This window comes from Rhodospirillum sp. A1_3_36 (assembly GCF_047263945.1).
GTDB lineage: Bacteria > Pseudomonadota > Alphaproteobacteria > Rhodospirillales > Rhodospirillaceae > Rhodospirillum.
Genome location: NZ_JBLAVB010000005.1, coordinates 189,944 through 211,673, shown reverse-complemented (window position 1 = coordinate 211,673; position 21,730 = coordinate 189,944). Strand labels below are relative to the sequence as shown.

Here is a 21,730-nt window from a genome sequence, read left to right as displayed (position 1 = left end):
ACTCTAAGGCTTTGTTTCTATCGCGAAAGAAGATTTGAGAAACCTGTTAGGCGGGGACAGCCTCCAGCGAGGTCATGCGCGGTTCCCGGTCATTGAGGGCTCGGGCGGCTTTCTTTACCGCAGTCTGTAACTTTTCGAAGGCCCGGTTCTCGATCTGTCGAACACGCTCCCGGCTGACGCCGTATTCGCCGCCCAATTCTTCCAGGGTTACCGGTTCGGAGGACAGGCGTCGGGCCATGATGATATGCCGCTCCCGCTCGCTCAGGGTCTCCAAGGCATCCTTGAGAAGCTGATTGCCCAGGTTGGTTTCCTCATTGGCGGCGTAGAGGTCTTCCTGATTGGATCCGTCGTCCACCAACAGGTCGACCCGGTCCATAGACTGGTCCTCGCCCACCGGTACGTTCAGCGACGCATCGGGGCCGGCAAGGCGGCGGTTCATCATGATCACATCGTTTTCCGAAACCTTGAGTTCGGTGGCGATCTTGGAGACGATTTCCGGGCTCAGGTCCCCTTCCTCGTAAACGCCCAGCTTGGCCTTCAGTCGACGCAAATTGAAGAACAATTTTTTCTGTGCGGCGACGGTGCCAACTTTCACCAGGGACCAGGAGTTCAGAATGTATTCGTTGATGCTGGCCTTGATCCACCACATCGCGTAAGTGGCCAAACGGAAGCCCCGTTCCGGTTCGAATTTCTTCACCGCTTTCATCAGGCCCAAGTTGCCTTCAGCCACCAGATCAGCGACGGGCAGGCCATAGTGGCGGTAGCCCATGGCGATCTTGGCGACAAGCCGAAGGTGGCTGGTGACCATCTTGTGTGCGGCCTCGCGGTCCCCTTCATCACGGAGGCGTGTTGCCAGGGAATACTCCTCCTCCACCGTCAACATGGGGAAGCGCTTGATTTCCGTGAGGTAACGGGAGAGCCCCCCCTCATCGGAAACAGCGGGCAAAGTAAAGGTTTTGGTCGTCATGACGGATGCCACTCCTTTCGCATTGGGCCATCCAGGGAACGTACAGCAAGCCCATGCCGTTCCCAGGGCAATTGCACCCACGGGTTCACTCTGTCTCGGAAAGGTGTCGAAAGTGCGACGCGTGTCATACACGCGGAGCGACCAAGTCCGGGGTGGATGAACGAAACCCCTTTGGTCACAAGTTTTCGCCGCAACTCTTCTTCCAATCCGGTGTCATCAATCCGGAACTCAGGCCGTCCGAACTGGGCCGTCCTGGATCCTTTCGCTTCGGCCCATTGGGCGAACCAAATGGGAAACAAAAGGACTTCACCGAATGCGGTCCCCTTCGAGAGAGGATAAGGTCCCCTGTTGGGAAGGATCCCTATTGGGCATCTTTGGGGAACCCCCACCCTGAAGCGAGTTGCTCTTTCAGTTCACCAAACCGTGGTCGAACCCGACGTCCAGTCCCGTACTTTCGGCTACTGGAATAGGGTGATCTTGCCAATTCGGACCATTTTCGTCAAGATTTTTTGGCGGTGCGGTGCGGTGGCTCGCGTGGATGTGAACGGAAGGGGGGACGTGTTTTGACGACCTTACTTTGACCATATTGTTGGTGCATAGATCCACTTAAAGGAGTGCGCGCGTCCTTAGTCCTTGCAGCGAGGAGCGTCTTAGGAGTCCTTAAGGCGAAGAGCTTAGGGGCTTTCGCGGGCGTGTCATCTCTTGTAAGGTCTGCTGCGCTTTTGGGGGACGGAAACTCCAGGGCCATGGAGTACACGGCTTGCCATGGCGGCATGCTATGTGATCTAGCCAAGGGAGTTCGGTTCGACGGGTGTGAGCTGGTCGGGTCGGGTCCCAAAAGGCTTTGAACCATGCGGGCTGCTTCCCCAGGGAAGTGTGTGGCGCTGGTCTGGTTTCGTCTCGTCGTCCGGGGGGACGGTCGTGACGTGTTCATTGACAAGGCGAATTGGAGAGGAACTCAAGATGAGAAATGGTTTTCTGGCTGCCGGCGTGATCGCCGCTGTTGCTGTCGCCAGCGGTTCGGCTTTTGCAGAAGGTGACGTCGCTGCCGGTGAGAAGGTCAGCAAGAAATGCGTCGCCTGTCACACCTTTGATGAAGGTGGAAAAAACAAGGTGGGGCCGAACCTGTTCGGTGTCTACGATGGGCCGGCTGCCCATAAGGACGACTATAAGTACTCCGAAAGCTATATCGAGATGAAGGATAAGGGTCTGACCTGGACCGCCGAAAATTTGGCCGGTTACCTGAAGGATCCGAAGGGTTTCCTGAAGGAGAAGTCTGGAGATCCGAAGGCCAAAACCAAGATGACCTTCAAGCTGACCAAAGACAAGGATATCGAGAACGTGATCGCTTACCTTGCGACCCTGAAGTAAGCTGGTTGCGACGCTCTGTCGCATGGGAAGCCGCCGTTCGGACAGCTCCGGGCGGCGGCTTTTGACTTGCGGCTTCCTGGGGTGAGGGCGCCGTGGTCTTGATGGTGATTTTGGGGACAGATTAAAGGGGATAGTCGTGTTTGGAAACGCTTGGGTCGCTGTCGTGTTTGCTGTCGCCTTTCTGGTTTCAGGTCTTGGCTCCGCCCAGGCCGAAGGAGACCCGGTGGCTGGGGAGAAGGTCAGCAAGAAGTGTATCGCCTGCCACAGCTTCGAAGCCGATGGGGTTGCCAAGCTGGGACCCCACCTGTTTGCGGTGATCGGTCGGCCGGTGGGTGGGCTGGACGGCTACGCCAATTACTCCGACAGCTATGTGGCCCTCGGCAAAGGGGGGCTGCTCTGGAGCGAGGAGACTCTCGTCGCCTACTTGAAAGATCCAAAGGCCGCTATTCGCGACTGGTCTGGCGACCCGAAAGCCAAGTCAAAGATGACCTTTAAGCTGCCCAGCGACGAGGATGTCGCGAACGTCATCGCCTATATGGCCACCTTGAAATAGCGGGTTACGCCAGGGTTCCGTAACGTCAGTCCCGTTACAGCAGGTCGCGCAAGCGGGCCCAGGTGGTCCCCAAGATCAACAGGGGTGTGCGCAGAACCGATCCGCCGGGGAAGGGCAGGTGGGGCAGGCGGGCGATGACATCGAAACGCTCCTCGGTTCCACCGATGACCTCTGCCATCAGACGTCCCGCCAGTCCGGTCACGGCGACCCCGTGGCCGGAATACCCGTGGGCGAACAGGATCTGCCGTCCCAGTCGGCCAAAATGGGGCATGCGGTTGATGGTGATGGCCACATTGCCTCCCCAGCCGTGGGTGACAGCCACATCAGAGAGCTGGGGGAAATACCGCAGCATGACCTTGCGCAGGGTGGCCTTGATGCTGAGGGGGTCAAGGCGTGAATAGCTGACGCCGCCCCCGAACAGCAGCCGGTGGTCGGCGGACCGACGGTAGTAGTTCAGCACGAAGGCGACGTCGGCGATGGCTTCGTTCCCCGGGATCAGGGCTTTGGCCCGGTCTTCGCCCAGGGGTTCTGTGGCAATCATATAGGTGCCCACCGGCATGATCGTGCTGCCCAATCCCCGAGCTTTGCCCCAAATATAAGCGTTGCCCGCCAGAATGAGCCATTTGGCACGGATGGTGCCCCGGTTGGTGACGACCGTCACGCCCTGGGCCGTTTCCGCATGGCTTTTGTAAGCTGTGTCCTCGTGAAGGATGGCTCCCGCCGCTTCAGCGGCCCTGGCCAGGCCAAGGGTGTAGTTGAGCGGGTGGAGATGGCCTGCTCGCCGGTCCCTCAACCCGCCGAGGTAGGCGTCGGACTGGACGACGGTTCGGATAGTCGGTCCATCGATCCAATCCAATGCATCGTGGCCGAAGGACATCCATTCGTCCTGCATGTGGCGCAAGCCGTCCATATGCCGGGGCTTGAAGCCCACATGGACATGCCCGGGGACGAAGTCACAGGCAATGGCATGGGTCTCGATCAGGGACCGGGTCAAATCCACCGCCTCCACGCCCAGATCCCAGAGGGCCTGTCTGTGGGCCGGGCCGATGCTCCTGCCCAGGGAGGAAATTTCCGCCCCGTAGCCCGCGATCAACTGACCGCCGCTCCGACCCGAGGCACCTTGACCGATGTGGTGGGAGTCGATCAGCCGGATCGCATAACCCCTTTCGGCCAAGTGCAAAGCGGCGGAACAGCCGGTCATGCCTCCGCCGACGATACAGACATCCGCGGTCATATCGCCGTCCAGGGGCGGGCGGGGTGGAGGGGGCAGGGCGGAGTCGCCGTACCAATTGCCGGGAAGGTGGATCATGGGCTCTCCATAGCATTCCGCAGCGCCGCCGTCACCCGTTCGCGACACATGGAGATCCATGGTCCGGCAGACAAAATATCTATTGCCAAAGAAGGGGGTTTGACCACACAAGCGTTTGACCCATCATGTTTCGTCCCCATGTGCACAGGGGGCCGGAAGGGCCGTTTTTTCGGTCACGTTCCAGCCGGGATACGGAAGGAGGCCAGGGGGTCGCCATTCCGACTATCACTTTCGATCCACTTCAAGGGAGAGGTCCCGATGCCGTCCACTTTCCTACGTGCCCTGACCGGTTTCGCCGTCGGTGCGCTGTTCGCCGGTCAGGCGTTGGCCGCCGAGGAAAAGGTCCTCAACGTCTACAATTGGTCGGACTATATCGCCGAGGATACCCTGGCGAAGTTCGAGGCCGAGACGGGGATCAAGGTCAATTATGACGTCTATGACAGCAACGAGTTGCTTGAGTCCAAGTTGTTGGCCGGCAGTTCCGGCTACGACATCGTCGTTCCCACGGACCACACCTTTTCCCGTTTGATTGCCGCAAAGATTCTTCAGAAGCTGGACAAGTCCAAGATCCCAAATTTGGTCAATCTTGATCCGACCCTGATGGCCCGCGCGGCCAATTATGATCCGGGCAATGAGCATGGTATCATTTATATGTGGGGCACCAACGGTCTGGGCATCAATGTGGACAAGGTGAAGGAAGTCCTGGGAGAGGATGCCCCCCTGGATAGCTACGCCCTGTTGTTCGATCCGAAATATGCCGACAAGTTGGCCTCTTGCGGTATTCACGTTCTGGACAGCGCTTCGGAAGTTTTCCCCGTTGCCCGGAACTACTTGGGCTTGGATCCGAATTCCCAAAGCAAGGAAGATCTGGAGAAGGCTACAGAGCTGTGGATGGGGGTGCGCACCGACATTCAGAAGTTCCATTCCTCTGAATTCATCAATGCCCTGGCCAATGGCGATATCTGCATGGCCTTCGGCTTTAGCGGCGATATTCTGCAGGCGCAATCCCGGGCAGAGGAAGCCGGTAATGGCGTTAATATCGAGTACATTATTCCTAAGGAAGGCAGCCTGGTGTGGTTCGACATGATGGGGATTCCTGCCGACGCGCCCCATCCGGAAAATGCCCTGGCCTTTATCAACTTCATCCTGGAGCCTCAGATCACGGCGGATATTTCCAATTATGTTTGGTATGCGAACGCGAACATCAAATCGACCCCTTTGGTGATCGAGGACGTGCGGAACAATCCCGGTGTTTATCCCAGCGCTGCTGTGATGGAGAAGCTGTTCATTCAGAAAACCGCTGGTCCGAAATACGAGCGCTTGCGGACCCGGGCCTGGAACAAAGTGAAAACCGGGGTCTAGGGCGGCCTTGTTATGAACGGGCGGGGCTCTGCCCCGCTCCCCCATTTCTTTTTAATTCATGGGATCAAAGGGTCTCAGACTCTTCCCAGGGGAGGAGAATGCTGAAGAAGGGAGAAGTCGCCATGCGAATGCGTCGTTTTGCTCTGGCTGCTGGTCTGGTGGCTGGGGTCCTGATCTCTGCCGGAGGGGGGGAGACTGGGGCGCAGGCCGCAGAGGACAGCGTCGTCAATGTGTTCAATTGGTCGGACTATATCGCCGATGATGTGATCGCCCGCTTTACCGAGGAAACGGGGATCAAGGTCCGCTACGACGTCTTCGATTCCAATGAGATGCTTGAGGGCAAATTGCTGGCGGGTCATTCGGGCTACGATCTGGTGGTCCCCTCGGACTATGCTCTTTCCAAGTTGCTGGAGGCAGGAGCGCTCCAGCCTCTGGACAAAGCCGCCCTTCCGAATCTCGCCAATCTGGATCCGGCGATGATGAAGCGGGCCGCGGTCCATGACCCCGGAAATGCCTACGGGGTGATTTATATGTGGGGCACCGCCGGGCTGGGCTTCAACCGCGAGATGGTGACCGCCGCCCTGGGCGCCGACGCGCCGGTGGACAGCTTCGCCCTGCTCTTCGACCCCCAGTATGCCTCCAAGCTGGAGAACTGTGGCATCACCATGCTCGACAGTGCTCCCTGGGTCCTGTCCGCAGCCCTGAATTACCTGGGCCTGGATCCGAATTCAGAAGATCCTTCGGATCTGGACCGGGCCAAAGCGCTTTTGATGGGCGTGCGTCCCTTTATCCGGCGCTTCGATTCCTCAGGCTATATCGAAGCCCTGGCCAATGGGGATATCTGCCTGGCCTATGGCTATTCCGGCGACATTTTTCAGGCCCAAGGCCGGGCGGAGGAGGCGGAAAACGGCGTTTCTGTGGACTACGTGATCCCCAAGGAAGGGACCCAGGTGGCCTTTGATTTGCTGGCCATTCCTGAGGACGCGCCCCATGTGGCGAATGCCCTGGCCTTCATCGACTTCCTGAGTCGGCCGGATATCGCAGCCATGAACACCAATTACGTTTGGTATGCCAATGCCAACACCAAGGCGACGCCTTTGGTCGATCCGGACATCCGCGACGATCCCGCGATCTATCCGACGCCGGAGGTGATGGCCCGCCTGTATACCCGCGCGCCTTTGACTGCCCAGGGCGAACGGACCTTGACGCGACTCTGGACCCGGATCAAATCTGGGTCCTGACCTGTCTTCCGTCTCCACCCCTTCAGGAAAGGGATCACATGTCCATGGACACCCAGGTGAAGGCGGTTGCCGACCGCCCCGTGAAGACTCCGCCGGAAATACCGGGATGTACCAAGAAGCTGGGCCCCCCGATCATCGAGATCGAGAAGGTGGTCAAACGCTTTGGTGATTTTGTGGCCGTCAATGGTGTGTCGCTGGATGTCTTTGAAGGCGAATTCCTTTGCCTTCTGGGGGGGTCGGGCTGCGGCAAGACCACTCTGCTGCGCATGATGGCCGGGTTCGAACAGCCGACCGAGGGGCGGGTGTTGATCGATGGCAAGGATATGACCAACGTCGCGCCCTACGATCGACCCGTGAACATGATGTTCCAGTCTTATGCCCTGTTTCCCCATATGAGCGTGGAGAGCAATATCGAGTTCGGCCTGAAGCAGGACGGCATGGCCAAGGCTGAACGGCAGGAGCGGGTGGCCGAGATGCTGGCCATGGTACAGTTGGAGCGCTTTGCCAAGCGCAAGCCCAATCAGCTGTCCGGCGGTCAACGCCAGCGGGTGGCGCTCGCCCGGGCATTGGCGAAGCACCCTCGGGTTTTGCTGCTCGACGAACCCCTGTCGGCGCTGGATAAGAAGCTGCGGGAGCGGACCCAGCTTGACCTTGTGAACATCCAGGAAAAGACAGGGATCACCTTCGTCGTCGTCACCCATGACCAGGAAGAGGCCATGACCATGGCTGACCGGGTGGCCATCATGGACGAAGGCTGGATCGAGCAGATCGATGCCCCCCAATCCATGTACGAATATCCCAATACCCGCTTTGTCGCCGAGTTCTTTGGCAGCGTGAACATGTTCGAGGGGATCCTGGTGGAGGATGAGCCCGACCATGTGGTCATCGAGGCGCCGGAGCTGGAAACTCCCATCTACGTCGGCCATGGCGTCAGCGGACGGGAGGGTGGAACGGTCTGGGCGGCCCTGCGACCAGAAAAGGTGACCCTGGTTACGGAAAAGCCCGACCGGGACAGTAACTGGTCCCCGGGTGTGGTGAAGGACATCGTCTACCTGGGCTCCACCAGCACCTATATCGTTGAGGTGGCTTCGGGGAAGCAGGTGCGGGCGACGCTCGCCAACCATGACCGTGACATGGAGGGGCGGGTGACCTGGGACGACAAGGTCTTTGTCACCTGGACGGACAATGCTCCCGTGGTGGTCAGCTCATGAGCGGGGCCGAAGTGGGAACCTCTGCGAGAGGAGAGAGTGTGGCTACGGCGCGTCACCGCTGGCGGACGCGTCTGTCCGTCTATTTGAACACCAATGGGCGGCGGTTGGTGCTGGGGGTACCCTACCTGTGGCTACTTCTGTTTTTCCTGCTTCCCTTCGCCATTGTCCTGAAGATCTCTTTCGCCGAATTCGCCGTCGGCGTTCCCCCCTATTCGGACCTGTTGGAGTTGACACAGGACGGATATTTTCGCCTGACTTTGGCCCTATCCAACTACGCCTATCTGTTCGATGACCCCCAATATGTCATCGCTTATACCAACTCCCTGCGGATCGCCGGGGTGTCCACCGTGTTTGCCCTTCTTGTGGGCTTTCCCATGGCCTATGGGATTTCCAAGGCCCCCAAAGGGCCCCGGACCATCCTGCTGTTCCTGGTGGTCCTGCCCTTCTGGACCTCCTTCCTGATCCGGGTCTATGCCTGGATTGGTATTCTCAAAAGCAATGGCCTACTGAATAACCTTCTGATTTCTTTGGGGGTTATTGACGATCCCCTGGTGATTCTGGGCAGTGACTGGGGCGTCTATATCGGCATCGTCTATTCCTACCTGCCCTTCATGGTCTTGCCGCTCTATGCCACATTGGAGAAACTCGACCCCAGTCTTCTGGAGGCTGCCCACGACCTGGGATGCCGTCCCTGGAAAGCCTTCCTGACCATCACCTTGCCCCTGGCTCTGCCGGGGATCGTGGCGGGATCCATGCTGGTCTTTATTCCTGCCGTGGGAGAGTTCGTCATTCCCGAACTGCTGGGAGGGGCCGATACCTTCATGATCGGTCGGGTCCTGTGGAATGAGTTCTTCCTGAATCGGGATTGGCCCGTGGCCTCGGCGGTGGCAATGGCCATGCTTGTCCTTCTTGTGGCGCCGATCATGATTTTTCAGCATATCCAGGCCAAACAGGCCGAAGGCGAAGGAGCGGGGCGATGAACTGGCGGCGTGACTGGTTTACCCTGAGTTGGATGGCCTTCGGCTTCGCCTTCCTCTATGTCCCCATCCTGCTGTTGATCATCTATTCCTTCAATGAAGGGCGTTTGGTGACCGTTTGGGCCGGGTGGTCGACCAAATGGTATGGCGAGTTGTTTCGGGATGACCAGATCATGGGGGCCGCCTGGATCTCGTTGCGGGTGGCGGTGATGAATGCCACCTTCGCCACGGCCCTGGGAACGTTGGCAGCATTGGCCATGGTGCGTTTCGGCCGGTTCAAGGGGCGGACCCTGTTTTCGGGCATGCTCTCGGCTCCCTTGGTCATGCCCGATGTGATCACGGGACTGTCGTCCCTGCTGCTCTTCGTCGCCATGGAGCAACTGATCGGTTGGCCCGAGGGGCGGGGGATCACCACCATCACCATCGCGCATGTGACCTTCTCAATGGCCTATGTTGCGGTCGTGATTCAATCCCGGCTGGCGGGCATGGACCGGTCCATTGAGGAAGCGGCCATGGATCTGGGCGCCCGCCCGGCCAAGGTCTTTCTGGTGATTACCATTCCGGTCATTGCGCCGGCCCTGGTGGCGGGCTGGTTGTTGTCCTTTACCTTATCCCTGGATGACCTGGTGATTGCGAGCTTCGTGTCCGGTCCCGCATCCTCGACTCTCCCCATGGTGGTCTTCTCCTCCGTGCGTTTGGGGGTCAGTCCGGAGATCAACGCACTTGCCACCATTCTCGTAGTCTTGGCCAGCGCTGCCATAGTAGGCGCAGGATGGGCCATGAACCGGCAGGAGCGCTTGACCAAGGCGCTGACGGAAAAACGCGAACTTGCGATGGAGGACGGGGCGTGAAGGGGATCCCCTGGGGGGTGTGGTTGGCGCTGGCCGGTGTGAACGGTTTCCTCTCAGTAGCGATGGGGGCCTTCGCGGCTCACGGGCTGGAAGCGATGGGAGACTCTCACGCCGTCATGCTGGTGGAGAAGGCCGCTCGCTATCAGATGTATGGTGTGCTCGGTCTCCTGATTTCGGCCTGGACGAAAGGACAGGGTATGTTTATCCTTTTGTCGGATGTGTTGGGATGCCTGAATATCATTGCTATCCTATTGTTCTGTGGGTCTTTGGTCTTGATCGCTCTCTTTGGGGCTCCGGTGGCTTTCCTCGCCCCCTTTGGGGGGACTGCGATGTTGGCGGGGTGGTTGGTTGTGGTCTGGATGGGAATTCGCGTTATTCGCAGGGGAGGCGTTTGACATAACCGCATACCTTGCCCATCATGGTGACGTATTTTTTACCCGTATGGCTTGGGTGTGCCTCGATCAGAATGGCGAGACACACCGTTCATAAGGGATTTATGGGGAGCAGGTGCCGAGCATGGCAAAGAAAATACTGATTGTCGAAGATAACGATTTGAATATGAAGTTGTTCCATGACCTGCTTCAAGCCAATGGCTATGACACGGTGCAAACCAAGGATGGACGGGAGGTATTGGAGTTGGCGCGGGCCAATAGTCCCGATTTGATTTTGATGGATATTCAGCTACCGGAGATTTCGGGGCTTGAGATCACCAAGATGCTTAAGGGTGATGATGAACTGAAGGCCATCCCCGTCATCGCTGTGACCGCCTTCGCCATGAAGGGGGACGAAGAAAAGATCCGAGAAGGGGGATGTGAGGGCTATATTGCCAAGCCGATCTCCGTCGTCAGTTTCCTTCAGACCGTTGCCAAGTTTCTGGAGAGGTGACCTTGAGGAGAAGGGGCTGGTCCAAAGCAAAAAAAGGCGGCGTCTCATGACGCCGCCTTTTTTCTATTGGGGAGAAGGAGCGGTGCTCCTTGATGAGGGCGAAGTTTTTCAGGTCGGGTCGGGCCGGATTGTACCGAGTTGCCTAGAGTGAAATGGGATCAGCTTTTTTGGGCGATAGCCCAAGCCCATTTGGGGGCCAATGCCCCCAAACCCCCATTTTTCTTTTACAAATAAACGTTTGGGGTCTGGGGCCTTTCGGCCGCAACTGCCTGGGATCTGGGGCCTTTCGGCCCCAGGGGGGGACGGGGCAAAGCCTCGTGATGACCTCGGATAGGGACTTGACTTTGTCGGCGTCGAACGTCGTGCAAATTTAAAACTAATGGTATTGCATTTAATTTAATACACCTAATAATGAATGCCGCTGTCGAACCAGGGAGGTTTTCATGAAACGAATTTTTGTAGTCGCCACCGCCAGTGTGGCTTTGGCGGCCTGTTCCGCGCTGAGTCCGCCGGACCTGCCCGCCAACCCGCCCTTTACCAAGGCTGTCTGGTTGTCCCAGAACTGGACTCCGGACGAGCGCTTTTGGTTCCACCATAGCTCGCAAGGAACCTCTACTTTCCCCTTGCCTTATAACTGGTTCGTGGCCCTGGAGCAGCCAGAAATCTCCCTGCTATCCACACCGAAACCCTTCATTGACCCTGACTACCTGGCCGGTTTTGGCTTTATTCCAAGCCCCAAGTCACCCGAAGGCGCAACCGCTTACGGATACACGGAGGAGGCCGGAACCCGCGTGCGCGGCGCCCCCGGGACCTATGATTTGGCCAGTTTCGGGGGCAACCCGGATGGCCTGCCCGTGGGTTTCGCCATCACCAAGGGCTATGTGGATCCGGAGACGGGAGAGACTATCCCCGATCAGGTCGGCCTAAGCTGCGCGGCCTGTCACACGGGGCATATGGTTTACAAGGGCACCTCCCTGCGGGTGGATGGCGCCCCGGCGATCACCAATTTGGATAAATTCAGCAAGGCCCTGGGTTTGGCCGTCGTCTTCACTGATTTGTTCCCGAGCCGATTTAACCGTTTCGCCAACAAGCTGCTGGGGCCCGATCACACATCGGAACAGAAGAAGGCGCTTAAAAAGCAGCTGGGCGAAGTGCTGAAAAATTTAGGGGATCAGGCGACCCTGTTCAATCAAACCGCCAAGGAGAATGTGGAGGAAGGCTTTGGACGGCTCGACGCCCTGAACCGTATCGGGAATCAGGTTTTTGTGCTCGACCTGAAAGGGGCCACCGATTTCGACTCCACCGTCAATTTAGCGGCTACCGACGCGCCGGTGAACTATCCGCAGACCTGGGACACGTCCTGGTTCCAATGGGTGCAGTACGACGGCTCGATCATGCAGCCGATGGTGCGCAATGCCGGAGAAGCCCTGGGCGTGACGGCCCGGGTGAACCTGTCCAACCCGGACCGGACCCTCTATGCATCCTCCGTCCCAGTGGACACAGTGTTTCATATGGAGGACCTGCTGGCCGGAAGTAATCCCCTGGACGCGCCGGTGGGCTTCAAGGGGTTGGAGAGCCCAAAATGGCCCGAAGAAATCTTGGGTGAGATCACAGGGGATATCGACCGGGGCAAGGCCCTTTATCAAGCACATTGCCAGTCCTGCCACTTACCGCCGGTCAATGATCCTGACCGCGGCTTATTCAAGCCTACCTATTGGACCAAGCCCAACGGAGTCGGCGAGAGCTATCTGAAGCTGCCCCTGGTGCCCATCGACGAGGTGGGGACTGATCCGGCTGAGGCCGCAGTGCTCGTCAACCGAACCGTTAAGGTGCCCGGCTGGTTGGGTGTCGATCCTAAGGCCCTGTGTGACGGTCCAGGTGGGGAGACTGTGACGGAGACGTCCTTTGCGGCTGCTTTGGGTTTTGTGGTCCAGGCAACGATAAATCGCTGGTATGACGATCACGGTGTTCCGACCGAAGAGAGGAACCGCATGAACGGGAACCGGCCCAACTGCCTCCAGGCCAAGATGATCTACAAAGCGCGCCCGTTGAATGGTATTTGGGCGACGGCCCCCTATCTGCACAACGGTTCTGTGCCCAATCTCTATTCGATGCTGCTTCCCCCTGCGGAGCGTCCCAAGACCTTCTGCCTGGGCAATCGGACCTTCGATCCGGATAAGGTGGGGTATGTGACGGATTGCGAAGCTGGGGCCACTGTGATCGATACCACCATAAAGGGCAATCTGAACATTGGTCATGCCTTCATGGAGGGCCCCTTGGGAGACGGGATCATCGGACCTCCGTTGACCGAGCCGGACCGGAAAGCGTTGGTAGCCTATCTGAAGACCTTGTGATCGCAGGGTGATCCCAGAAAGACGAAAAAGCCGCCCTGGAGACAGGGCGGCTTTTGCGTTGGTTAGGACCAGAGGGTTTCCTCTGGCAACCGATCACGCGATAATGCTACTTCAGCTTGGTTTCGCGGAAGACAACATGCTTGCGGACCCGCGGGTCGTACTTGCGGAACTCGAACTTGTTGGTGGTCTTCCGAGGGTTCTTCTTGACCACATAAAAGTAGCCTGTATCCGCGGTGCTTTCCAGCTTGACCAGAATAGTAGCAGGTTTGGCCATGGCCTGAACCCCGTTCGTTAGATAATGACAATTGGTTTGGAGCGGCGGAGAATACTCGTCCGTGCGGGGATGTCAAGGGACCTTGGGCGTCTTTTCGGTAATCTTCTCAAAGCGATGCAAATCCACCGCTTTTACCGCCCTGCAGCCGCCTGTGTCGGGGCTGTCATACGCAGCGCCCGTTCGTAAAGAGCATGATTATCAAGGATCTTCTCGGCCACGATCTCGTCGATCAGGGCATGGGGATGGTGCTCTGCCGGGCAGCCGCTGCGTAAGGCGTTGCGGCGGGCATCATTCCGGTGATCCGTGGCCCGCCAGAGGGCCAACTGGGCCGCCAGCTGTTGTTCTCCCCGGTTGAAGCGGTCCAGGACCCCATCGGCGGCGGCCATGGCCTCTCCGGCTCCGCTGGTGCAGGCTATGGGGCGGACGCCCAGCCCATGGAGGACGTAGCCGGAGGGACTGTGGAACCGGGACCAAGTCAGGGTCATTTCGCCACCATTGGGCATCTGCAGGACGGTCTGGACGGTTCCTTTCCCATAGGACGTGGTTCCGATGACCACGGCGCGTCCGCTGTCTTGCAGGGCCGCTGCGACGATCTCGGCTGCCGATGCGCTATCCCCATCCACCAGGACCACCATGGGCAGCCCCCGGGCCATGTCGCCTGCTGTGGCCGCGTAAAACTGGCGGGCGTCCGGGTGGCGGCCTCGGGTCGATACGATAGGTCCCCGTTCCATGAACAGGTCGCTCATGGTGACCGCTTGGTCGAGCAGCCCGCCAGGATTGCCACGCAGGTCAATGACAATCCCTTTGAGGTGATCCCCTTCCTCGCGTTCGGCATTGCTGACGGCCTCGGCCACGGCCGTTGTGGTGCTTTGGTTGAAGCTGGTGACAGTGATGAAGGCCACGTCGTTGTCTGTCTTCAACTCGACGGTGGGCATGACGATCAGGGCGCGGACCAACGTGACGTTTCTGCGGGCCAGGGTGTCCGCACCGGCCATGAGCAGGGTCACCGGGCTGTTGGTCGGGCCCCGCAGCCAGTCTCGCACCTGCTGGCTGGTAATGTTACTGGTGGTATGACCATCAATGGCGATGATCCGATCGCCTTTGCGCAGTCCCGCTGTGGATGCGGGGGTTCCCGGCATCACTCGGGTGATGACAACGGCGTCGCCGTCAATTTCATAAGTGATCCCAACGCCGCCAAAACCGTTGCGCGCCCCCCGATTGAGGCGAGCCTCCTCGCTATCTGCGTAATGGGAAAAGGGGTCGAGTTGCGACAGGGCGCTATCGAAGACCGCCGTATAGAGCTGTTCGGGATCGGTGTTCAGCAGGGTGGTGGAGGTATCGCGGACCAAACCGAAGACATTGGCGGTCAAGAGCCCCCAACCGGCAGAGTCCTCCGGGCCGGGAAGGGGGAAAAGGCCGATGACTTTATCGTTCCGGGAAACTTCCACTGAGGCGCCGACGCGGTCGATTTTGATCTCCGGATCCAGAGTCGACAGGCCCTGTAGTCCGGCGATACCCAGGTTGCGCAGGTCCACCTTGTCAATATATCGATCGGAAATGACCGCATAGCCGTGGGCGAAGAGGTTCTCCGCCTCCGACCGGGGGAAGGTCATGGTGGCGAGAACCTTGGCCCGGGTTTCATCGAGATGGGGCGCGCGGTCGGTGCCAGGGGCAGAAACCGCAAGGTCGGTCTTCGGCGGAGGAGCGTCGTAAGAGGATGTGAGGGAAGGGGAATCGGTGCAGGCGGACGCCATGGCGACGGTGGCCACCAAGCCGAGACGGAGGCCAACACGGACGACCGAGATCATGGTTTGGGCGAACATACTGTCCCAACTCTCCCTGGCGAGGATGGATTTCGAGCCCCCGAATACTCATCCCTCTCACATCATGGTTAAGAAATCCCGAATCGAAAGTCCATGGGAAAGTTTTCCGGGACTCGTTTGATTGCTTATGGTTTCGTTCGCGTCCGAGCCGCCTTACGACCTCGGACAGGACCTTTCGGGAGCGCGTTGCGTTTTTTGGAGGTTGTTCCAGGGACTTTGCCGGGGCCTTTTGCGGAGCGTCCCAAGGTCTTGCGTGGGCGCCCCCGACCGGGCTTGCCTTGGTTACCGCCTTGAAGCAACTCGAAAAGCAATCCGCCGGAAACGGGGTTGGCTTCGCGCAGCAGGACCTCCACGGGGCCACCCAGGCGGAACTCCCAACCGGTGGCCTGACCGCGCAGGCAATGGGCGCCCTCGTCATGAACATAAAAGTCGTTGGGCAGGGCGCTGATGGGGATCAGGCCGTCGGCGCCGCTTTGGTCCAGGGTGACGAACAGCCCGGCCCGGGTGACACCATTGATCCGTCCGGGGAAAACGGCTCCCACATGACTGGCCATATAGGAAACGGTGAAGCGGTTGACCGCATCCCGCTCGGCGGCGGCGGCGCGCCGTTCGGTGGCGGTGATGTGTTGACCGATCTCGTCGAACTCCTGGTCCGAGTCCGGCGGCAGGCCGTCCTTGCCCAGGTCCAGACCTCGTATGAGAGCCCGATGGACCAGAAGGTCCGCATAGCGCCGGATGGGGGAGGTGAAATGGGCGTACCGGCGCAGGGCGAGACCGAAGTGGCCGATGTTGTCCGGATTGTATTCGGCCTGGGCCTGGGATCGCAAAACAACCTCGTTCACCATATGCTCGCTGGCGGTGCCCCTGGCCTTTTCGAGGATGCCATTGAATTGGCCGGAGTGCTTGACCGATCCCTTGTGGAAGGGGATCGACAGGGTTTCCAGGAAGGTCGCCAGGGCCTCCAGCTTTTCGTGGGTGGGCTGGTCGTGGATGCGATACATGCAGGGTTGTTTCTTGTCCTCCAGGGTCTCGGCCGCAGCGACGTTGGCCGAGACCATGAACTCTTCGATCAGCCGGTGACTGTCCAGGCGGGTACGTTCCACGATGCCGTCCACCAAACCATTCTCATCGAGCGAGACCTTGCGTTCAGGCAGGTCCAGCTCCAGGGTGCCGCGCCTGTGGCGGGCGGCGAGAAGGCTTTTAAAGGCGCCATAGAGGGGGGCAATGACCGGCTCCACCAGCGGACCGGTCAGGTCGTCGGGATGGCCGTCTCGGGCGCTTTGCACCTGCTCGTAAGTTAAGCGCGCCGCCGAGCGCATGAGGCCCCGGACGAAGTGGTGGCGCAGCTTGTTGCCCTCGCTGTCGAAGGTCATCCAAACGGCCATGCAGCCGCGCTCCTCCTTCGGTCTGAGGGAGCACCAGCCATTGGACAGGGCTTCGGGCAGCATGGGAACGACCCGATCGGGGAAATAGACGGAGTTGCCGCGCTCCTTGGCGGCAACGTCCAGGGGAGAGCCGGGGCGCACGTAATGGGCCACGTCGGCGATGGCGACCAGCACCACCCAGCCCCCGGGATTGCTGGGATCATCGTCGGCCCGGGCGTAGACCGCGTCATCGAAATCCCGGGCGTCGGCACCATCGATGGTGATCAGCGGAATGTCCCGCAGATCCTCGCGGCCCTTGAGGTCAATGCCCTGGGCGGCCTCGGCCTGATCAATGGCCTCCTGCGGGAAGTCAACGGGGATGTCAAAGGTATGAATGGCCACCAGACTGATGGACCGGGGGCCGTCTTCCTCTCCCAGAATATCCACCACCTTGGCCCGGCGCAAACCCAGTTGGCGCCCGGGGAGCAATTCGGCCTCCACCAGATCGCCGGGATGGGCTTGGTTGGCATCCTTGAAGTCCACGAGATATTCGTCGCGGTCCTTGCGGTTGGTGGGCCGCAGACGCAAGGACCCCTGGGCTTCGGCGAGGATACCCAGGACCCGGGCGGGGGCGCTGGAGAGGCGACGGATACATTTAGCCTGGTATAGGGCTTCCCCCTGGCGGGCGAGGCGGGCGAGGATGCGGTCGCCGATGCCCACCTCCGGTCCGCCCTGGCCGCGGCTGTTGCGGCGGTCGGGAACGAAGAGGATGCGCGGGAGCGGTTCGTCCTCTGGCCAGTTTTCCGGGCGGCAGAACAGGTCTCCTTCGGCGTCGGAATGGCTGACGCGCAGCACGGTGACCTCGGGCAGTGACCCTTGCGGAGCGAACCTACGGCCCCGGCCTCTCTGGATGGATCCATCGTCCTCCAGCTGTTTTATCAGGGCGCGCAGTTCGGACCGTTGACCGCCATTGATGTTGAAGGCCCGGGCGATCTCCCGCTTTCCGACCTCCCCATTGTTGTCCTGGATGAATGTCAGGACCTGTTCCTTGGTGGGGAAGGGGACGTGCTTTGGGGTCTTGCCGGTCAATGGGGAGGCTTTCTATAGAAAAAGATGGGCGTAGTATGGACCTTTACGCTCGATCTTTAAAGGGAGGCTGGCTCCATAATCCCCTCGGTCCTGTTCGCTTGCCTATCCTTCGAGCTTTTCAGTTGGCGGGATCAGGACAATCTTTCCAATGTGCCGCTTCTTCAGAAAGTCGCGTTGGGCTGAGGCAATGTGATCCAAGGGGTAGGTTCTCTCCAGCAAGGGGCGGATCTCACCCCGTTCGATATAGGCGATCAGGTTTGGAAACACCGGCGCGTCCCAGGCCGTGCACCCCAAGAGGGTCAGGTCCTTCAAATAGAGGGTGCGCAGGTCCAGATCCACGAGGGGACCGGCGATGGCGCCGGAGGACACATAGGTTCCACCCCGCTTCAGGACGGTGAGCATGGCCCCAAAACCGAGACCCACCACGTTGTCGATAACCACGTTGACGGCCATGGCGCCCAACGACTCCACCGGATCGTCCTCTCGGCAGAGGACGCTGTCGGCGCCCAGGGAGAGGAGAGTGTTTCGCTTTGACGCGCTGGTTATGGCGATCACTTCGGCGCCTCGCCGTTTGGCGAGCTGCACGGCGGCGGACCCCACGCCGCCGGAAGCCCCGGTGATCAGGACCCGGGCGCCTGTCGAGATGCCTGCCCGGTGCACCATGTTTTCTGCGGTCCCATAGGCGCAGGGGATGGTGGCGAGCTCCGCGTCGCTCCAATCGCAGGAGAGAGAGAAGGCTTCGGACGCCGGAACCTTGACGTATTGCGCGAAGGCGCCGTCGAAGTCTGACCCCATCCAGATGCTATCGGGGGAGGCGAACCCCTGGGGTCTCATGCAAGCCCGGACGAGGACACGGGATCCAAGGGTGGTGGGGTCACCGTCCTCGGCAACGGCAACGATGCGACCGCAACAGTCCGTTCCCTGAATGAACGGAAAGGGCGTGGTGGCATTCCATCCCCCATCGTCCCGGGGTTCCATGGCCTCCTCGCTGGTCTCCGTTGTTCCTGTCGAAACGGACGCGGAATACCATCCGAGGCGGGTGTTGATTTCCGTATTGTTCACGCCTGCGGCCAGAACCCGCAAAAGAACCTCGCCCGGTTCCAGGCGAGGCAGGGGCACCTCGCGGACTTCCAACCGCTCATACCCGCCGGTTCCGGTTGTGACAACAGCCACCATCCGGTCCGGCAGGGGATCCTGGGGGTCTGTTTTCATGCCCATCTTTCCTGGTCCTCCTCGACAAAAAGAAGGGGGTTCGGGGCATCGCCCCGACTGGGCGCGGGCGAGAGCCCGCTCCGCCCGACGGGCGGACCCTACTCTTCAGGTGCGGCGGTCTTCTTGGCCGGAGCCTTCTTCGCCGGGGCTTTCTTGGCCGCAGTGGTGGTCTTTTTTGCGGTGGTGGCCTTCTTTGCAGGCGCTTTTTTGGCCGCAGGTTTCTTCACCTCGCCCTCTTCGCCTGAAGCGTCCGCTTTCTTTGCGGGCGTTTTCTTGGCTGAAGCCTTTTTCGCCGGAGCCTTCTTGGCGGGGGCGGGGCCCTTTGCGGCCTTGGCGACGATCAGCTCCAGGGCGCGGTCCAGGGTAATGCTCTCCGCATCCTCGGCCTTGGGGATGGTGGCGCGGATCTTCTCGTGCTGTACGTAGGGGCCGAAGCGCCCGTCGTGGATGGTGACGGGCTTGCCGTCTTCGGGGTGATCCCCCAGGCTCTTGGCCGGTTGGCGGGCGCGGCCGCCCTTACCCGCTTCGGCGAGCAGGCTGACGGCCCGGTTCAGGCCGATGCTCAGAACATCGTCGTCCTTGGGCAGGGACTTATAAATATCCCCATGCTTGATGTAGGGTCCGTAGCGGCCAATGCCTGCGGTGATCATCTCTTTGGTCTCCGGGTGCTCGCCGACGGGGCGGGGCAGGGCCAGGAGTTTCAGGGCGATGTCCAGGTCGACGGTCGTCGGGTCCATGTCCTTGGGAATGGAGACGCGGGGCGGCTTTTCGGCTTTCTTGCCCTTTTCGGCCTTCTCTGCCTCACCGAGCTGCACATACAGACCGTAGGGACCTTTGCGCATGGTCACGACCTTGCCGGTGTCCGGGTCCTCGCCCAGGCTCTTCATCCCGTCTTCGGCTATGGCCGTCGGGTCGTCACCGTCTCCGGCCTTGGCGACCAGGGGGCGGGTGAACTTGCAGTCCGGATAGTTGGAGCAGCCGACGAAGGCGCCGAACTTGCCGATGCGCAGACCCAGGCGGCCCTCCTTGCAGACCGGGCAGACGCGGGGGTCGTGGCCGTCCTCGGTCTTGGGGAACAGGTGTGGCCCCATGTCCTCGTCCAGCGCGTCGAGCACGTTGGAAACCCGCAGGTCGGCGGTGGCATCCACCGCAGCCTTGAAGTCCATCCAGAAATTCTGGAGCACCGTCTTCCAGCCCAGCTTGCCGTCGGAGATCTCGTCGAGCTGGTTTTCCAGGTTCGCGGTGAAGGAATACTCCACATAGCGGGCGAAGAAGTTCTCCAGGAAGGCGGTGACCAAGCGGCCCCGGTCTTCGGGGATGAAGCGTCGGGCGTCCAGGCGCACGTATTCCCGGTCTTGCAGCACGGTCAGGATCGAGGCGTAGGTCGACGGGCGACCGATCCCCAATTCTTCCATGCGCTTGACCAAGCTGGCTTCCGTGTAGCGTGGCGGCGGCTGGGTAAAGTGCTGGTCGGCCTTGACCTTGTCGCGTTTGATAGCCTCGCCTTCCTTCAAGGGTGGCAGCAGGCGGTTTTCGTCGTCGTCGTCGCCCGCGTCGTCCAGGCCTTCCCGATAAAGCTTGAGGAAGCCATCAAAACGGATCACCGAGCCATTGGCCCGCAACATGACTCCCTTGGAGGAATCGCCGATGTCCACGGCGACCTGATCGAGGATGGCGCTGGCCATCTGGCTGGCCACGGTGCGCTTCCAGATCAGGTCGTAGAGCTTGAACTGTTCGGCGTTCAGATAGGGGCGCATGCGCTCAGGCGTGCGGGTCACATCCGTGGGGCGGATGGCTTCGTGGGCTTCCTGTGCGTTCTTGGCCTTGGTTTTGTACATGCGTGGCGAGTCGGGGACGTAATCCTTGCCATAATCGGCGCCGATCATGTCGCGCGTGGCGAAAATGGCCTCCGGCGCCATGGAGACGCCGTCGGTTCGCATATAGGTGATCAGACCGACGGTCTCACCGCCCAGATCCACGCCTTCATACAGGCGCTGGGCCACGTTCATGGTTTGGCGGGCGGAGAAGTAAAGCTTCCGCGAGGCTTCCTGTTGCAGGGTGGAGGTCGTGAAGGGCGCGGCTGGATTGCGCCGGGCCTGCTTGCGTTCCACCTGGGCCACGGAAAGCGTGCTGGACTCCACCGCTGCGACCGCAGCCAGGGCGGCGGCTTCGTCAGGCAGGCCGAACTTGTCGAGCTTTTGGCCGTTCACATGGGTCAGGCGGCCCTTGAAAAACTGGCCTTCGGCGGTGCCAAGAATGGCATCCACGGACCAGTATTCCTGGGTGACGAACTTCTCGATCTCCTCCTCGCGCTCGCAGATCAGGCGGAGTGCGACGGATTGCACGCGACCGGCAGAACGGGACCCGGGCAGCTTGCGCCACAGCACCGGCGACAGGTTGAAGCCCACCAGATAGTCCAGGGCACGCCGGGCCAGGTAGGCCTCAACCAGCGGTGTATCCAGGTCCCGGGGGTTCCGCATGGCTTCGGTGACAGCGGTCTTGGTGATGGCGTTGAAGGTCACCCGCCGGACGGTTTTGCCAACCAGTGCCTTGCGGCTTTCCAGAACGTCCCGCACATGCCACGAAATGGCCTCTCCCTCGCGATCCGGGTCAGTGGCCAGGAGCAGGGTGTCGGCGCCCTTGAGCGCCTGGGTGATGTCCTTCACATGGCGTTCGGCCTTGGGGTCGACGGCCCAATCCATGGCGAAGCTTTCGTCGGGACGGACAGAGCCGTCCTTGGGCGGCAGATCCCGGATGTGACCGTAGGACGCCAGGACGGTGTAGTCCTTGCCCAGGTACTTGTTGATGGTCTTGGCTTTGGCCGGGGATTCGACGACGACGACATGCATGGGGTGGTTGAACCCTTGGGGCGAGGGCACCCCAAAAA

17 protein-coding genes are annotated in these 21,730 nt (G+C 60.2%); 10 read left to right on the top strand and 7 right to left on the bottom strand.

The window, feature by feature from the left end:
* Positions 1–46 precede the first annotated feature (46 nt).
* Entirely contained in the window at positions 47–967 is a 921-nt protein-coding gene (rpoH, locus tag ACLIRY_RS13610; protein WP_413205944.1) for an RNA polymerase sigma factor RpoH, read from the bottom strand.
* A 963-nt stretch (positions 968–1,930) separates the two neighbouring features.
* Here rpoH and ACLIRY_RS13605 point away from each other — a divergent pair.
* Both ACLIRY_RS13605 and ACLIRY_RS13600 read left to right on the top strand, forming a co-directional pair.
* Positions 1,931–2,338 (top strand): c-type cytochrome, encoded by a 408-nt coding sequence (locus tag ACLIRY_RS13605; RefSeq protein WP_413205943.1) that lies wholly within the window; start codon positions 1,931–1,933, stop codon positions 2,336–2,338.
* Between the two features lie 136 nt (positions 2,339–2,474).
* A complete protein-coding gene (locus ACLIRY_RS13600; RefSeq protein WP_413205942.1) occupies positions 2,475–2,891 on the top strand; it encodes a c-type cytochrome in 417 nt (138 codons plus the stop codon).
* Positions 2,892–2,925: 34 nt separating this feature from the next.
* Here the strand turns inward: ACLIRY_RS13600 and ACLIRY_RS13595 are convergent, their stop codons facing one another.
* Entirely contained in the window at positions 2,926–4,248 is a 1,323-nt protein-coding gene (locus ACLIRY_RS13595; protein ID WP_413205941.1) for an NAD(P)/FAD-dependent oxidoreductase, read from the bottom strand.
* Positions 4,249–4,458: 210 nt separating this feature from the next.
* Between ACLIRY_RS13595 and ACLIRY_RS13590 the strand changes: the two genes are divergently transcribed.
* The 8 genes from ACLIRY_RS13590 (at position 4,459) to ACLIRY_RS13555 (ending at position 13,081) form a co-directional block, all read left to right on the top strand.
* Positions 4,459–5,562, top strand: coding sequence for a polyamine ABC transporter substrate-binding protein (locus tag ACLIRY_RS13590; RefSeq protein WP_413205940.1), 1,104 nt, complete (start codon positions 4,459–4,461; stop codon positions 5,560–5,562).
* Between the two features lie 122 nt (positions 5,563–5,684).
* Positions 5,685–6,803, top strand: a complete 1,119-nt coding sequence (locus ACLIRY_RS13585; RefSeq protein ID WP_413205939.1) for a polyamine ABC transporter substrate-binding protein — start codon at positions 5,685–5,687, stop codon at positions 6,801–6,803.
* A gap of 44 nt (positions 6,804–6,847) precedes the next feature.
* The gene (locus tag ACLIRY_RS13580; RefSeq protein WP_413206098.1) at positions 6,848–8,014 is read left to right on the top strand and encodes an ABC transporter ATP-binding protein; all 1,167 of its coding nucleotides are present in this window, start codon (positions 6,848–6,850) and stop codon (positions 8,012–8,014) included.
* Entirely contained in the window at positions 8,011–8,994 is a 984-nt protein-coding gene (locus ACLIRY_RS13575; protein ID WP_413205938.1) for an ABC transporter permease subunit, read from the top strand. Before ACLIRY_RS13580 ends, ACLIRY_RS13575 begins: the two co-directional genes overlap by 4 nt.
* Positions 8,991–9,842, top strand: coding sequence for an ABC transporter permease subunit (locus tag ACLIRY_RS13570; RefSeq protein ID WP_413205937.1), 852 nt, complete (start codon positions 8,991–8,993; stop codon positions 9,840–9,842). Before ACLIRY_RS13575 ends, ACLIRY_RS13570 begins: the two co-directional genes overlap by 4 nt.
* Positions 9,839–10,237, top strand: a complete 399-nt coding sequence (locus ACLIRY_RS13565; protein WP_413205936.1) for a DUF423 domain-containing protein — start codon at positions 9,839–9,841, stop codon at positions 10,235–10,237. Before ACLIRY_RS13570 ends, ACLIRY_RS13565 begins: the two co-directional genes overlap by 4 nt.
* Before the next feature lie 121 nt (positions 10,238–10,358).
* Positions 10,359–10,727 carry a response regulator gene (locus ACLIRY_RS13560; RefSeq protein WP_413205935.1) on the top strand — a complete coding sequence of 123 codons (369 nt, stop codon included), beginning with the start codon at positions 10,359–10,361 and terminating at the stop codon, positions 10,725–10,727.
* A gap of 443 nt (positions 10,728–11,170) precedes the next feature.
* Complete coding sequence (locus tag ACLIRY_RS13555; RefSeq protein ID WP_413205934.1) at positions 11,171–13,081, top strand: di-heme-cytochrome C peroxidase; 1,911 nt, start codon at positions 11,171–11,173, stop codon at positions 13,079–13,081.
* A 106-nt stretch (positions 13,082–13,187) separates the two neighbouring features.
* On the opposite strand, the gene rpmG is transcribed toward ACLIRY_RS13555, so the two are convergent.
* From rpmG to topA, 5 genes are all read right to left on the bottom strand, one after another.
* On the bottom strand, positions 13,188–13,355 hold the full coding sequence (gene rpmG, locus ACLIRY_RS13550) for a 50S ribosomal protein L33 (protein WP_413205933.1): 168 nt from the start codon (positions 13,353–13,355) through the stop codon (positions 13,188–13,190).
* Positions 13,356–13,486: 131 nt separating this feature from the next.
* Positions 13,487–15,178, bottom strand: coding sequence for a S41 family peptidase (locus ACLIRY_RS13545; RefSeq protein ID WP_413205932.1), 1,692 nt, complete (start codon positions 15,176–15,178; stop codon positions 13,487–13,489).
* 125 nt (positions 15,179–15,303) lie between these two features.
* Positions 15,304–17,631: a ribonuclease R gene (gene rnr, locus ACLIRY_RS13540; protein ID WP_413205931.1), complete on the bottom strand. Its 2,328-nt coding sequence runs from the start codon at positions 17,629–17,631 to the stop codon at positions 15,304–15,306.
* Between the two features lie 102 nt (positions 17,632–17,733).
* The gene (locus tag ACLIRY_RS13535; protein WP_413205930.1) at positions 17,734–18,843 is read right to left on the bottom strand and encodes an alcohol dehydrogenase family protein; all 1,110 of its coding nucleotides are present in this window, start codon (positions 18,841–18,843) and stop codon (positions 17,734–17,736) included.
* Between the two features lie 98 nt (positions 18,844–18,941).
* Positions 18,942–21,692 (bottom strand): type I DNA topoisomerase, encoded by a 2,751-nt coding sequence (gene topA / locus ACLIRY_RS13530; protein ID WP_413205929.1) that lies wholly within the window; start codon positions 21,690–21,692, stop codon positions 18,942–18,944.
* Between the last annotated feature and the right edge of the window lie 38 nt (positions 21,693–21,730).